This window comes from Streptomyces zhihengii (assembly GCF_016919245.1).
GTDB classification, from domain to species: Bacteria; Actinomycetota; Actinomycetes; order Streptomycetales; family Streptomycetaceae; genus Streptomyces; species Streptomyces zhihengii.
Map to the genome: position 1 here is coordinate 1966178 of NZ_JAFEJA010000002.1, position 14698 is coordinate 1980875.

The 14698-nt window shown below is 67.7% G+C and carries 7 protein-coding genes and 3 pseudogenes; 7 read left to right on the plus strand and 3 right to left on the minus strand.

Annotated features, from left to right (window positions below; all coding sequences use genetic code 11):
• The first annotated feature begins 1 nt into the window (after window position 1).
• Together JE024_RS36120 and JE024_RS36125 are read left to right on the plus strand one after the other, a co-directional pair.
• A complete protein-coding gene (locus JE024_RS36120; protein WP_205378065.1) occupies window positions 2-616 on the plus strand; it encodes an HD domain-containing protein in 615 nt (204 codons plus the stop codon).
• Window positions 613-1599, plus strand: a complete 987-nt coding sequence (locus tag JE024_RS36125) for a glycosyltransferase (RefSeq protein ID WP_205378066.1) — start codon at window positions 613-615, stop codon at window positions 1597-1599. The genes JE024_RS36120 and JE024_RS36125 overlap by 4 nt, the downstream gene beginning before the upstream one ends.
• Before the next feature lie 24 nt (window positions 1600-1623).
• On the opposite strand, the gene gltX is transcribed toward JE024_RS36125, so the two are convergent.
• On the minus strand, window positions 1624-2985 hold the full coding sequence (gltX, locus tag JE024_RS36130) for a glutamate--tRNA ligase (protein WP_244883646.1): 1362 nt from the start codon (window positions 2983-2985) through the stop codon (window positions 1624-1626).
• Between the two features lie 357 nt (window positions 2986-3342).
• Here gltX and JE024_RS36135 point away from each other — a divergent pair.
• A pseudogene (locus tag JE024_RS36135) lies at window positions 3343-3653 on the plus strand (XRE family transcriptional regulator); the annotation flags it as partial.
• Entirely contained in the window at window positions 3640-4107 is a 468-nt protein-coding gene (locus JE024_RS36140) for an NUDIX hydrolase (protein WP_205378068.1), read from the plus strand. The pseudogene JE024_RS36135 and the gene JE024_RS36140, both read left to right, overlap by 14 nt.
• Here the strand turns inward: JE024_RS36140 and JE024_RS36145 are convergent.
• Window positions 4095-4657 (minus strand): annotated as a pseudogene (locus tag JE024_RS36145) (HD domain-containing protein). The gene JE024_RS36140 and the pseudogene JE024_RS36145 overlap by 13 nt on opposite strands.
• Before the next feature lie 299 nt (window positions 4658-4956).
• Between JE024_RS36145 and pglW the strand changes: the two are divergent.
• Both pglW and pglX (JE024_RS36155) read left to right on the plus strand, forming a co-directional pair.
• Window positions 4957-9630 (plus strand): BREX system serine/threonine kinase PglW, encoded by a 4674-nt coding sequence (gene pglW / locus JE024_RS36150; protein ID WP_205378069.1) that lies wholly within the window; start codon window positions 4957-4959, stop codon window positions 9628-9630.
• Between the two features lie 63 nt (window positions 9631-9693).
• Window positions 9694-12225 carry a BREX-2 system adenine-specific DNA-methyltransferase PglX gene (gene pglX, locus JE024_RS36155; RefSeq protein ID WP_205378070.1) on the plus strand — a complete coding sequence of 844 codons (2532 nt, stop codon included), beginning with the start codon at window positions 9694-9696 and terminating at the stop codon, window positions 12223-12225.
• On the opposite strand, the gene JE024_RS36160 is transcribed toward pglX (JE024_RS36155), so the two are convergent.
• On the minus strand, window positions 12190-13323 hold the full coding sequence (locus JE024_RS36160; RefSeq protein WP_205371596.1) for an IS630 family transposase: 1134 nt from the start codon (window positions 13321-13323) through the stop codon (window positions 12190-12192). The genes pglX (JE024_RS36155) and JE024_RS36160 overlap by 36 nt on opposite strands.
• A 93-nt stretch (window positions 13324-13416) precedes the next feature.
• Here JE024_RS36160 and pglX (JE024_RS36165) point away from each other — a divergent pair.
• Window positions 13417-14685, plus strand: a pseudogene (gene pglX / locus JE024_RS36165) (BREX-2 system adenine-specific DNA-methyltransferase PglX); the annotation flags it as partial.
• Between the last annotated feature and the right edge of the window lie 13 nt (window positions 14686-14698).

Genomic DNA, 14698 nt, shown 5'->3' on the forward strand with positions numbered 1-14698 from the left:
GATGAACCCCATCGATCTTGACCACGTCCTGACCGTGCTCGGCGCCGCCGCGTGGAGCACGGACGACCAGTCCCGCGCCCGCGTCGCCGGCGCCCTCGCCCTCACCGTCTACGACGGCCACACCCGCGACCAGGGCACGCCCTACCTGGAACACCCGCTCGCCATCATCACGCTGCTCGCCACGGAGATCAGGGTCAGCCAGGTCGAGACCCTTCTCCTCGCGCTCCTCCACGACGCCCTGGAGGTGGCCCCCGAATCGGAGGCGCTGCTCGTCCAGCATCTCGGCGGCCCGTTCGCCGACCGCCTGCGCGCGATGACGGCCGACCACCGCCTCGAACAGCGCCCCAAGGCCGTCAGCGATGAGACCCGCTGGTGCTTCAAGCAGGCCGCGCTCCCGCCCGAGGACCTCCTGGTCCGGCTCGCCGACCGCCTTCACAACCTGCGCGATCTCGCCGCCTCGCCCAACCTCGACCGACGCCGACGTTTCCTCCAGAGCCTGCAGGACTTCTATCTCCCGCTCGCCGACGCCGCCCGCGGCCTCAGCCCCCACCTGGAGGCCATGTACACGCTGCTCCACGCCGAGTACGTCCGACACCACCAGGAGGTACGTACGTGAAGCGGGTCGTCTACTCAATGGAGCCGGTCGGCCGGACCGGCGGCCGGGTCTACCTGCGGATGCTCCATGAGGCGACGGCTGACGACGTGGAATGGCGCACGGTCCCGGACCACAAGCGCACCTACCGCGTCCGCCGCTGGCGCAAGCTCCGCCATCTCGCCCGCCTGGCCCCGGCCATCCGGGCGCTCGACAGCACCACCGGCACCTTCATGTGGGACGACCTGAGCCTATTGCTCTTCACGCCGGAGATGCGGGCCCGCACGGTATTTCTCCTGCACCACTACGAGCCGCTGCAGCACGACTCCGCCCCGGCCGAGGCCATGCTCTGGGAGCACCTGTTCCGCGTACTGCCCCAGTGCGCCGCCGTGGTCTGCGTCGCCCCCTACTGGGCCGGCTTCCTCCAGGCCCGAGGCGTCCGCAACGTCCGGGTGATCTACAACTCCTTCGACATGACGGAGGTCGAGCGGGCCCGCGGCTTCGACCGGACCGAGTGCCGCGCAGAGTTCGGTCTGTCGCCGGATGTGATCGGGGTGTACGCGGGCAAGGCGGTGCATTGGAAGGGCACCGAAGAGGTCTCGGCGGCCCTGGCCGGCGCGGCCGGGCTGCGGGTGATCACCAGCGGTAGCAACACCATCGGCTTCGATGGTGCCCACTACGACGTGGAGCGCGAGCGGTACTTGCGGCTGCTGTGCGCGTGCGACGTCGGCGTCTTCCTCCCCCAGATGCGGGAAGGCTGGAGCCGCTGCGCGGCCGAGGCGCTGCTGCTCGGCCTGCCCTGTCTGATCCGCCCGGTGGCCGGCCTGGGCGACCTCGCCGCGCTGACCGGCCAGCCAGCCCCGGACCTCGGCCGACTGCCTGCGCAGGTCCGGGAACGCGCGGCCGCGCGTCAGACGGAGACCAAGGCCGCGTACGAGGCCCTGGCCCGGTTCGATCTGAACTACTTCGGCAACGCCTGGGGCGACCTTCTCGCGAAGGTCGCCTGACCGGCGACTACGCCTGGGCGGCGGCTAGCTTCTTGGCGCCGCCGCGTCCAGACGGGCCAGTACGCGGTCCCGGCCGAGCAGCTCCATCGACTCGAACAGCGGGAGTCCGATCGTGCGGCCGGTGACCGCGACCCGGATGGGCGCCTGGGCCTTGCCCAGCTTGAGTCCGTGCTTCTCGCCCACGGCGAGAAGCACGGACTTCAGGTCGTCCGCCTTCCAGTCCGGGACGGTGGCCAGCTCGGCACGGGCGTCGGACAGGATGTCGCCGGCGCCGGCCTTCATCGCCTTGTTCCACGACGCCTCGTCCTCGACCGGCTCGTCGAGGAACAGGAAGTCCACGTAGCTGGTGATCTCCGACAGCAGGGCCAGTCGGGTCTGGGCCAGCGGGGCCGCCACCTCGAAGAGGTCCTTGTCGAACGCCTCCGGCGCCCACGGTGCGTACGGGGCGACGAGCCACGGCGCGCAGGCGTTGGCGAACTGCTCCGGCGAGAGCGCGCGGATGTAGTCGCCGTTGAACGCCGTCAGCTTCTTCACGTCGAAGAACGCCGGCGCGGTGTTGACGTCCTCGATCCGGAAGAGCTGCTCCAGCTCCTCGTACGGCATGATCTCCCGGTCGTCGCCAGGACCCCAGCCCAGGAGCATGAGGTAGTTCACCATCGCCTCGGGGAGGAAGCCCTCGGCGAGGTAGTCCTCAAGGGCGACCTTGTCGCGGCGCTTGGACAGCTTCTGCCGCTTCTCGTTCACGATCACCGGCAGGTGCGCCCACACCGGCGGCTTCGCGCCGAGCGCCTCCCACAGCAGCTGCTGCTTCGGCGTGTTCGACAGGTGCTCCTCGCCACGGATGACCTGCGTGATGCCCTCGTCCAGGTCGTCGACCACGTTCGCGATCAGGAAGACCGGGGACCCGTCGCCGCGGGCGATCACGAAGTCCTCGATGGCGCTGTTCGGGAACGCCGGCTCCCCGCGGATCAGGTCGACCACGACGGTCTCGCCCTCGTCCGGCGTCCGGAACCGCAGCGCCCGGCCCTCCTCGAAGGCCAGCCCTCGCTCCCGGCAGAACCCGTCGTATCCGAGGTGGTCCGATCCGGTGCGCTCCTTCAGCTGCTCCCGGGTGCAGTCGCAGTAGTACGCCCGGCCGGCCGCGAAGAGCTGCTGAGCCGCCTCGCGGTGCCGGTCGGCGTTGTGCGACTGGAAGTACGGGCCCTCGAAGGCCGCGTCCTCGCCGTGGATGCCGATCGCCGCGAGCGCGTTGATGATCCCGTCGATCCACTCCGGCTTGTTCCGGGCCGTGTCGGTGTCTTCGATCCGCAGGACGAACGTGCCGCCGGACTGTCGCGCCACGGCCCAGTTGTAGAGAGCGGACCGTGCACCACCGACATGGAACATGCCGGTCGGGGACGGGGCGAAACGAACGCGAACCGGAGCAGTAGACATGCGCTCCAGGGTACCGACGCAGGACACCCCCTCTGGACCACCCCGCCCACCCCCGCACCGTCGTTTTCTGGCCGTCTTCGCCCTCTACTCACGTCTCCTTCCATCTCTCCCGATGCCGCCGGTCCCCTTGTCCCAGGCCGTTCACCGTGCCGAGCGACAGCAGCGAGGCCCCGCTGTTCCACAGGCCCGAGGTGATCGCGATGGACGGCGAGGATGTCGTTCGTCGTGGCGAACTTCTCAGCTGGCCCGCTGAAGTACGTGGCCACAAAGATCGCAACGCCGACCTTGAAGCGCGCTTTCGTACCGAGAGGAATCGGCAACACGCTCGCGGCGAAGATCGCCTCCCTGACCTACTACCGTTCCCTTCTGGGCAAGTCGGGGTGCGAGGTACGGCTGCACGACACCACCCTGTACACCTCGCTCTTCCTCTACGACGAGAACCTGCTGGTCAATCCTCACGTGTGGGGGTGCCCGGCCAGCGCCAATCCGCTGCTTCACCTCCGGCAGGGCACCGAAGGCGGCTGGTTCGACAACTACGCTCAGAGCTTCGACGCCGTCTGGGCCGCGCACGGCCGTGGACACCCGACCGGGAGGGGACCGCCGCACATGGGCAGGACTGAGTACTACAACGATCCCGACGCTCCCAAAGCCAACACCCTCATCCCCGCCAGCAACCTGCTGGTCGTCGACGACAGCGGTGCCATCCTGCTCCAGCGCCGCCGTGACACGGGCCAGTGGGCGCTGCCCGGCGGCGCACAGGACATCGGCGAGACCGCCGCCGAGTGCGCGGTGCGCGAGTGCCTGGAGGAGACGGGGATCGTCGCCGAGATCACCGGCTTCCTCGGCGTCTACACCAACCCGAACCACATCGTGGCGTACACCGACGGCGAGATCCGCCAGCAGTACGAGAACACCTACATCGGCCGACCCGTCGGCGGCGAGCCCACGATCAACGACGAGGCCGACAGCGTGCGCTTCGTCCAGCCGGCCGACCTCGACCAGTACGACATCCACGCGAGCATGCGCCAGCAGATCGGCGACTACCTCGCCGGCACCTACCCCTACCTCGGCTGAGCCGCCAGCACCGCCTCCACCCGCCCCACGGCGGCGAAGATCTCCGGCGCCGCCCGACGGATGAACCGCCCGACCACGCTGTCGTCCCCGTAGCGGCCAAGGATCTCCGCGACCCGCTCCGCGGCGGTGGTCCGGCCCCATCGGGCGTGGTCGTCATATCGCAGTACACGAGCGCTTCCACCAGCAGTGGCTCCTCCAGCAAGGGGAACTCGCCCGCGAGCTCCTCCCGCAGTCCCCGCTCTTCGGCCTCCAGGAGCGCGAACGAGTCATTCGCGACCAGCCGCACCAGCCGCTCGTCGGCCCCGTGCTCGTCCCGAAGGAACCGGGCCCCGGCCAGTGGACGGAACCCGATTGTGGCCAGGCGCGGCGCGTACCCGACGTCGTGCAGTGTGGCGGCAGCGATGAGGAGGCCGGCGTCCTGGCCGAAAACCTGACTTACTTCGACTGCGCGCTTGGCCACTCCCTTTGTATGCACCCACCTCCGTGGAAGCGTGCTGCTGAGCTCGGCCTCCGCGACCTGCGTCGCCCATTCCTTGGTGAGACCACCCATTAGAGCTCTCTGCTCGGCGCTTGGCCCGCACAAGCCCCACCATCGTTGGCTTCCTACGCCTTCGCGTAACCGGCAGCGCGGGGCCATCACTGACATTCCGTGGCTGAATCTCTACCTGACCTGCGGGAACCCGGTGATCACGCTCGAAGGGCAAAGACCTCCAGGAAGCCCGCTCTCCCTCTTGCTGTCAGTCCTGCCCTCTAAGATTCATCCAGCGGGGGCAGCCCGACGTTCCTGCGAACGGCGGCAGGATCGCGGTACGCGCAAATATGCGCAAACGGACACAGGCGGGGAGTCGCATGCTGGAAGATCGGTGGACGACGGTCACCGAGTCCGACCACGAGCACGAACGCCGCGGCCTGGAAGCGATCCGCAGGCGTATGCCGGACGAGGAGCCGTGGCGCGCCTGGTCGAACTTCACGTTCACCGCGAACAGCGGCCATGTCCGCGAGATCGATCTTCTGGTGACAGCGCCGGCCGGGGTGTTCCTCCTCGAGCTGAAGGACTGGCACGGTTCGGTACACGGCGGCGGCAACGACTGGGTGCAGACCACGCCCGGCGGGACCCAGCGGCGACACGGCAACCCCCTGCACCTGGCGAATCGGAAGGCCAAGGAACTGGCCGGCCTGATCAACGACGTCTCCGGTCGGCCCGGGGACCGGCCGAAGATCTGGGTGGGCGAGGCGGTCTGCTTCACCGATGACAAGCTCCGCGTGAACCTGCCGGCCGCCGATCTGAACGGCGTATGCACGATCAAGCAGCTCGTGGAAATGCTGGCCGAACCGCCAGGTGACGCCCGGCGCCGGATAACGGCAGAGACGTCTCGCCGCGTCGACGGGGCCCTGAAGAAGCTCGGCATCGCACCGATCCGCCGCCAGCATGAGGTGGGCTCCTATCTCCTGGACGCGAAGGCGTTCGACTCTGGACCCACCTGGGCCGACTACCTGGGCCGTCACTCCCAGCTGCATGATCTAGCGCGGGTGCGGGTCTTCCTCAGCGAGCGCGGTGCTTCGGACGCCGAGCGGCGTTCGGTGGAGCAGGCCGCTGCCCGCGAGGCGCTGGTGCTCAGCCGGTTCCGGCACCCGGGTGCGGTACAGCTGAAGAGTTACCTGCCGTCGGGGCATCCGGCTGGGCCGACGATCCTGTTCGACTACCACCCGGAGACTCTGCGGCTGGATGACTTTCTGGTGCAGCACGGGAAGCAGCTGGACCTGAGGGGTCGCCTCGCGCTCGTACGGCAGCTCGCGGAGACGGTGCGCTCCGCGCACTCACGCCGTTTCCATCACCGCACGCTGTCGGCGCACGCAGTGCACATCATTCCGCGGGATCGCGGCCCGCGCGGGCGGGAGCTCAGCGAGGAGCAGCGCTGGCTGAGCCCTTGGCCGCAGATCGCGGACTGGCAGATCGCTACAGGCCAGAGCGCCAGCCGTGGCCGGCCACTGACCCTGGCTCCAACAAATGTGTCCGGGTTCCACGTCTCGGAGCAGGCTGATCCCTATCTGGCGCCGGAGCTGAGGATTCCCAAGGCCGATCCGGTGCGCCTCGATGTGTACGGGCTCGGCGTCCTCACGTATCTGCTGGTCACCGGGCAGGCACCAGGGGCAAGCCAGAGCGAGGTCATGGCCCGCCTGGAAGCTGGCGAGAGCCTGCGTCCGAGTGCCTTGGTCGACGGACTCAACCCGGACATTGACGACCTGGTGGAGGCATCCACCGCGTACGAGCCGGGTCGGCGCCTGTCCACGGTCGACGACTTCCTGGAGATGCTGGAGTACGTCGAGCAGGCATTCTCCGAGAAGGATTCCGTCGGCTCGGCCGCAGCCGCAGGCACGGGCGGGGACGGTGGATCGGGATCGGGATCGGAAGCGGACGAGGATCGGGGCGAGCCGGAGAAGGACCCGCTGGAGGCCGTGGCCGGGGATGTACTGGCCGGGCGCTGGGAGGTTGTTCGTCGGCTCGGCACGGGCTCGACCTCTCGGGCGTTCCTGGTGAGGGATCTCGCGGGTGAGCCGCGGCGTAGCGGCACCCTGCCGGTGGCTGTGCTGAAGGTCGCGCTGAGCGAGGCCAAGCACGCGGTCCTCGACCGGGAGGCCCAGATCTTGGGCCGCATCCACCGGGATTCCAGCATCATCGCGCTTTATGAGCGGGAGCCGATGACTCTCGCGGGTCGTCGGGTGCTCGCTCTCGAATACGTCGGTGACAGCCGAGAGTTGAAGGACCAGGACCGTGGTGACGGGAAGGGACCGAGGCGGCGTGAGGACACCGTCGCCCGTCAGCTGCGGGACAACGGTCGCCTGGGCATGGACCAGCTGGAGGCGTACGGGAAGTACCTGTTCGGTGCGGTGGAGCACTTGGAGGCGGAAGGAATTTGGCATCGGGACCTGAAGCCGGACAACATCGCCATCCGGATCCGTCCCAACGGCACTCGACAGTTGGTGCTGATTGACTTCTCGCTTGCCGGATACCCGGCGAAGGAGATCGATGCGGGCACCGAGGGCTATCTCGACCCGTTCGTGGGAGTCATCACGCGCGGCTCGTATGACGGTCATGCCGAGCGCTACGCGCTCGCGGCGACATTGCACGAGATGGCGTCGAACGAGCTGCCCCGATGGGGTGACGGTGCCGTCACGGCCCGGCAGACCGATCCGAAGGAATGGCCGTACCCGCAGCTCGCCGCCGACGCTTTCGAGCCGGCAGTTCGCGACGGCCTGGTCGCCTTCTTCCGCAAGGCTTTGGCGCGGGACGTAAAGGACCGGTTCTCGGACCTGAAGCCGATGGAGCGTGCCTGGCAGGCACTCTTCCTGGATGCGCAGCGGACAACGGCTCCGAGCTCCGGGCACGGTACGGCGGAAAGTGTAGGGACCACGCAGGAAGCCGGGCCGCAGATCGGCCGCGAGGACGATGATGCTTCCGTCGAGCAGGTGCGTGACCAGCAGGCGGCCAGGGCTGACCGTACGACGCCTCTGTCCGTGGCAGGTCTGACGCTCTCCGCGCAGTCCCAGCTGTTCGCCATGGGTCTGAACACCGTCGGGGACGTACTGGACTACTCGGCGAGGAAGTTCCTCACTGCGCCGGGCATGGGCTCGCGCACTCGGGAGGAGATCCAGCGCCGGCAGAAGGAGTGGAACCTCCGACTCGGCAAATCGGCCCCCGCGCCACTCAGCGCGGAGGCCCGCAAGGCAGCCGGTCAAGAAATCACCGAGCTGGAACAGGCGGTCGCCGAATCGGTCGCCGCCGGCGGCGGAAGTGTCACTGACCCGCAGCTGCTGGGCGCGCTGAGCCTGGACGCGCTGGCCGCTCGCCTGGTCCCTAAGCCATCCAGCGGCAGTGCCCGCTCCAACGCCAAGGAGCGCGAAGCGGTCCGGCTGCTGCTGCGGCTGCCCAACGAGGCAGGCAAGCTGCCCGAGGGCCTGGCATGGGTTCGGCAGCGGGACGTCGCTGACGCGGTGGGGCTGACCGCAGGCCGTATCCCGCAGATCGTGAAGAAGGCGCGCGAGCGCTGGTACGAGGACATCGCCCTTGGGCTGCTGCGCGAGGAGGTGGTGGAGCTCCTTGCTGAGCGCGGACGGGTGGCCCCGGTGATCGAGCTCGCCGACGCGCTGATCGCCCGGCGCGGCACCCAGCACGTGGAGCGGCGCGACCGGCGCGCGCTCGCCCTGTCGCTGCTGCGTGCCGTGGTCGAGCGAGAGAGCTACAACAACGAGGCCCCGCCGCTCTTCCGCTACTTCCATGCCCGGATGCCCAAGGGCGCCGATCCGGTGCTTGGCCTGCTCGCCCTCGATGTCCGGGAGGGCGTGGACGGCCCGGACACGCCGACGCTGCCCGCTCTACAGGAATACGCGCTCAACCTGGGCGCGCGGGCCGACCGACTCGCGGACCTGGAATCTCTGCCGACAGCCAGTACCGTCCTTACCGAGCTGGACGCGGTGCGACGGCCGCCGGGAAACCTGGGCTGGGACGAGCGGCGCACCGCCGAGATCGCGGTGGCAGCATCCACCCGAGCCGCTCTCACCCCCCGACTGGAGATCTACCCGCGTGACCTGGACCTGGTGCGCGCGCTGAGGATCACCCAGGCCGGTGTGGTAGCCGTGCAGCCGGGCGTCGAGGAGGAGCGACTGTCGGGCCTCACGGTTGACGCCCTGCACAAGCGAGTCACGACCCGCTTCCCCGACCTGGGCACAGACCCGCTAGTGCCACGCGAGTTGCCCACCGGCAGCGCACTGGTCCGCTACCTGAAGCAGGCCGGCTTCGAGCTGAAGCTGGCGACGCGCTACGACAAGGTGCTCCGTCTCATCCCGGACCGTCCGGCCGGGGACGCGACCGCCGGCCTTACCTCGGCGAGCTGGGGAGCCTCGGCGGCCCGTCGATCCGCCCCCACCCAGTACGACGCGGACGCGGCTGTCGCCGCCGCGGTCAAGGCCGAACAGCGACTCAGTCACTCGGCGCGACAGGACGGCTTCCGTGTCCTGACGGTGCCCCACCGGGGTGCTGAGAACGCGGTGCGACACCTGGTGGACGAGCCGTACGGTGTGCGTCCGGTGTCGTTGACCGGGCTCTTCGTGAACGAACTGCGCAGTGTGATCGGCGAGGCGGCCAGACCGACCTGGGAGACCGTCCTCAAGGCCGACGCTGCCGAACCCGGAAGCCGGGCTCACCAGCAGCTGCGCATCCGTACAGACAAGGCGTGGGGGCGCATCGAGCCGCAGCTGCGAGAGCGACTGAGGCAGGGGCGGGGACCGCTGCTCCTTACCGACACTGCGGTGCTCGCCCGGTACGACGCGCTGGATCTGCTCGTAAGGCTCGCGGAGGAAGCGCGGCAAGGTGGCAGCCCACTGTGGCTGCTCGTCGCTCAGTCCGACCCGGCGAAAGCACCGCGGCTGGCCGGGCAGAGCGTGCCGTACCAGGCAGGGTTCGACGAGTGGATCGTCGTGCCCGATGCCTGGGTCGCGCGCAAACACCTCGCACCGGACGCCTGACCCTCTTCCCCTCCTGAACCGGCCTTCTTCCGCCCACTCCGATTTCTCCACAGGAGCCGTTCCGTGATCGACCGCAAGAGCCTCCTCGCCGACCTGCAGAAGCAGGTCAAGGCGGCAGAGACCGACCTTGAACAGCAGGTCAAAGCTGTCCCCGAGGTAGGGACGCGGCTGCGCGGTGAGTACGAGCAGGCCCGGAAGCTGGGTCGTACGGCGGCGACGTGGAACGCCTGGCTCGGGGAGCGGATCACCCAGGTTGCGGTGGCCTGGGTGCTCGGCACCGTCTTCGTCCGCTTCAGCGAGGACAACCGGCTCATCGCCGAGCCGTACATCACCGCCCCGGATGTAGCTGGGCGCGAGACCGCGCAGGCTCGGTACGAGGAGTACCTGGAGAAGGACGCCGACCCGACGTACCGAGGCTGGCTGGAGACGGCGTTCGCAGAGCTGGGCGCCGGGCAGGCCGGCCGGCTGCTCTTCGACCGCGACCACAACCCGCTCTACCAGATCCCGCTTTCGCACGACGGGGCGGGCTCGCTGCTCGCGTTTTGGCGGGAGCAGCGTGCTGGCGAGCGGGAGCTCAGCGGAGACGGCGATGGCGGTGCCGGCGGCCCTGTTCTCGTACACGACTTCAGCGATCCGCTGAGCGAGGACGGCACCGAGGGATGGGACACCCGGTTCCTCGGCGACCTGTACCAGGACCTGAGCGAGGCGGCCCGCAAGACGTACGCGCTGTTGCAAACCCCGGAGTTCGTGGAGGAGTTCATCCTCGACCGGACTCTAACCCCGGCAGTGCGAGAGTTCGGCTTCGAAGAACTGAAGATGATCGATCCGACTTGTGGGTCAGGGCACTTCGTGCTCGGCGCGTTCAGGCGCCTGGTGCGGTTGTGGGCGTCGCAGCGACCCGAAGTCGGCCCGTACGAACGAGTGCGGGCGGCGTTGGAGTCCGTGCATGGGGTGGACCTCAACCCGTTCGCGGTTGCGGTGGCCCGCTTCCGGCTGCTGGTCGCGGCAATGGCTTCGAGCGGCATGCGGACGTTCGCAGAGGCGCGGCAGTACGAGTGGCCGATCCAGCTCGCGGTAGGTGACTCGCTGCTGCCGACGGAGCACCGGCAGGAGGGACTCTTCGGCGACGAGCAGCTGAGTCTTGGCGACAGTGTGGAATCGGGCGACGCCGAGGACCCGTACTACGCGCTGAGCACGGAGGACCTGTTCGAGTACCCGCAGATCCTGAACCGTGGTCGTTACCACGTGGTTGTGGGGAATCCTCCGTATATCACAGTCAAGGACAAAACACTCAACGAGCTGTATCGCAAGCTGTACAGCGCGTGCGCGGGTACGTACGCGCTGTCGGTCCCATTTGCGCAGCGCTTCTTCGAGCTTGCGGTTCGGGGCGACGAGAAGTCCGGGCTCGGCTACGGCATGGTCGGCCAGATTACGGCGAACTCGTTCATGAAGAGGGAGTTCGGTGCGAAGCTGATCGAGAGCTTCTTCCGGGATCAGGTCGAACTGACTGAGATCATTGACACGTCGGGGGCATACATCCCGGGGCATGGGACTCCGACGGTCATCCTCGTCGGCCGGCCGCTGGATTACACGGGCGCTCGCCGGGCCACCATCCGCACCGTCCGGAGCGTTCAGGGGGAGCCAGGGGCTCCGGAGAAGGCGGAGGATGGAATTGTCTGGCGGGCTATCACTCAACAGATCGACTTCCCAGGCTCCGAGAGCAACTGGATCAGCGTTCGCGACACCCGACGTGACGACCTGTCAAGGCATCCATGGAGTCTGACAGGAGGCGCCGCACCAGACATCCTGAAGATTGTCGAAGGCGCGGGAACGCGGCTGCGAACTGCTGCACAAGAGCTTGGCCTGTCTATCGTTACTGGCGAGGACAACGCTTTTGGCTCGGTGAACACTGCTGCCGCCCGCCAGCGAGGTGCCAGGCCCACCGCTGTCGCCAATGGCGATGAGGTACGGGATTGGGGTCTCGCTGGCGCGACCTGGCTCACCAGCCCGTACGACCAGGATATGAAGCTCCTCGAAGGCGCGGAGATCGAGGACTTGCTGCGCTTCATGTGGCCACTGCGTCACGTACTGGAGTTGCGAAAGCGCTTCAGTATCACGATGCTAGACAGGGGAATTCCTTGGATCTCGTGGCGTGAGGTTTACGGCTCCCGTGTCAAGGCGCAAAAGCTGCTCGTCTACGCAAAAGTGACGACGCACAATCACTTCTATCTGCAGACCGGCCGGATTCCCGTGAAGGACTCGGCGCAGGTAATTAAGCTCCGTGAGGACGCCACAGCGGAAGAGCATCTGGCGCTGCTTGGATTGCTCAACAGCTCCACGGCCGGGTTCTGGCTCAAGATGGTTAGCCATGACAAGGGAATTCGTGGAGAGGGGGGCGGATTTACCAGCGACGACTGGGAGCGTTTCTATGAGTTCACCGGGACCAAGCTCCAGGAATTCCCCCTACCCTCCAGATACCCCACTGCCCTCGCCACCGAGCTTGACGCCCTCGCCCTGACGCTCTCCGCGGCGACCCCCGGCGCCCTCGCTAGTGCCGGATCAGGCAACGTTTGCCTTGTTGACGACGGCGTGTAGGCGCCGGTCGTCGGCGTGGCGGTTTCGCCAGATGATGTAGCGGCGGATCATGCTGCCCTGCTCCTTGTGGTCGGCATGATCGGTGCCGTCGAGGGTGAAGTAGCGCAGGGCCGTGAACTGGGCTTCGATCCGGTTCAGCCAGGAGGAGTTCGTCGGCGTGTAGGCCATCTCGACGTTGTTCGCCGCCGCCCAGGTGCCGACCCGTTGGCATCTTTTCGTGGTCAGGTGCGGGGAGAAGTTGTCGCAGACGATCGCGATCCGCACCGTAGGCGGGTAAAGCGTGCGCAGGTAGCGGCAGAACTCCAGGAACTGGGTGCGCCGTTTGATGGGCTTGATGTGGCCGTAGAGCTTGTCCTTGGCCAGGTCCAGGGCGGCGAACAGGTGTCGCACTCCGCCGTAGCGGTTGTAGGTCGCCCGGCGCCGTCGGCGGGGTTCGCGGTCCGGGTCCTTGTGCTTGCCACCGCGTTCGGCCCACTGCCGTCCAGGGTGTGGCATCAGGTTGAGGGGGCCGAACTCGTCCATGCAGAAGACGACTTCGGGCTCGCGGTCCTCGGGTATGACCTCGCCGTCGGCGATCGCGTAGAGGTGCTCGACCCGGGCCTTCTTGGCCGCGTAGTTCGGATCGCGGGAGGTCTTCCAGGTCTTCAGGCGTTGAAAGGAGACGCCTTCCTCGCGGAGCAGGATGCGCAGTCCCTCGTGGCTGATGTCGTCGACCACCCCCTCGGCGACCAGGAAGTCCGCCAGCTTGGTCAGGCTCCAGGTCGAGAACGGCAGGTCGTGCTCGGTCGGCTTGGACTTGGCGATCTTCTTGATCTCGCGCCGCTCGGGCAGAGTGAAGGTCTTCGGCCGGCCGCCCTTGTACTTCGGATACAGCGAGTCGAAGCCGTCAGTGTTGAAGTTGTGGATCACGTCCCGGACCCGGTCATCGCTGGTGAACGACACCTCGGCGATCTTCGCCACCGGCATGCCCTGCGCGGACAGCAGCACCATCTGGGCCCTCCGCCAGGTCACCACCGACCCCGTGCCCCTGCGGATGATCCTCAGCAGCCGTCTGCCCTCGTCATCGTCGATCTCGCGTACCCGTACTCGCTCTGCCACTCGGACAGAGTGACGGCCACGCGCCGCCCAGCACAGCACCAGGACGGCGCGTCACATCACAACAGGGCAAACGTTGCCTGCTACGGCACTAGCGAGGGCGTCCCCACCGCTACCGCCTTCCGCGAAGCTCAAACCCACTACGACTCCACCCGCGCCCGCATGATCGCTCTCCAGGAGGAGCTGGATTGGCAGGTGTACTCCCTGTACGACTTGCACTCCGAGGATTTGCGCCTGCCCGACTCCTCCGCTGTGCCCGAACTCGCCCTCGGCGAGCGGGCTTTCGAGATCGTCCTTGCGCGCCAGGTCGCGGCTGGCGAGGCCAGTGGCGAGTGGTTCAAGCGGCACGGCTCGACGCCAATCACGGAGATCCCCGTGCACTGGCCCGCCGACTACCAGGCGCTCGTGCAGAGGCGGATCGACGTCATTGAGTCGAACCGCGCTATCGGCATGGTGGAGCGGCCGGAGTACAAGCGGCGCTGGGCCACCGAGGGCTGGGACGCGATGCGGCAGAAGGCGCTGAAGTCCTGGCTGCTCGACCGAGTTGAGGACCGCGCGCACTGGTTCGACGCCAGCGGCAACCCTACTGTCATCACCTTCGCTCGTCTCGCCGAAAACGTGTCCGCAAACGAGGACTTTGTGTCGGTCGTCGAGCTGTACGCGCCCCGGCAGGACCTCGCGAAGACTGTACGGGAGCTGCTGTCCGAGGAGCACGTGCCTTTCGTCTCCGCGCTGCGGTACAAGCCGTCCGGGCTCAAGAAGCGCGCTGACTGGGAGTACGTGTGGGAGAAGCAGCGTGAGGTGGACGCCGCTTCTGACGAGCCCACCAAGCGGCAGATCCGTAAGGAGACGCCCGTGCCGCCGAAGTACACCGCGGCAGACTTCCTGAAGCCGAGCTACTGGCGTGCGCGCGGCAAGCTCGACGTACCCAAGGAGCGGTTCGTGTCGTACGGCACGGTTAACGCGCAGTCGCCGGAGCTTTATGGGTGGGCCGGCTGGGACCACTTGGAGCAGGCCCTCGCGCTCGCCTCCCATATCCAGCAGGCCGGGCTCGGCGAGGACGACCTCGTGCCGTACCTGGCCGGGCTGCTTGAGCTGCAGCCGTGGGTGGAGCAGTGGCATGGCGAGTACGACCCGGAGTTCGGGGCGTCGCCGGCCGCCGAGATTTTGGCGTTCCGGCAGCAGAAGCAGGGTGAGCTCGGGCTGACTGACGACGCGCTACGGGCCTGGCGCCCGGTTGCGGCCACCCGCGGTGGCGCGAAGAAGGCAGCCGCGCCCAAGAGGCGAACGAACACGAAAGCCGCCGTCCAGATGTCCGTCACGGACAACGTTACCGATGCCGTCGCCGGCGCAGAGTCCGACTGATCAGGGCGAGGAG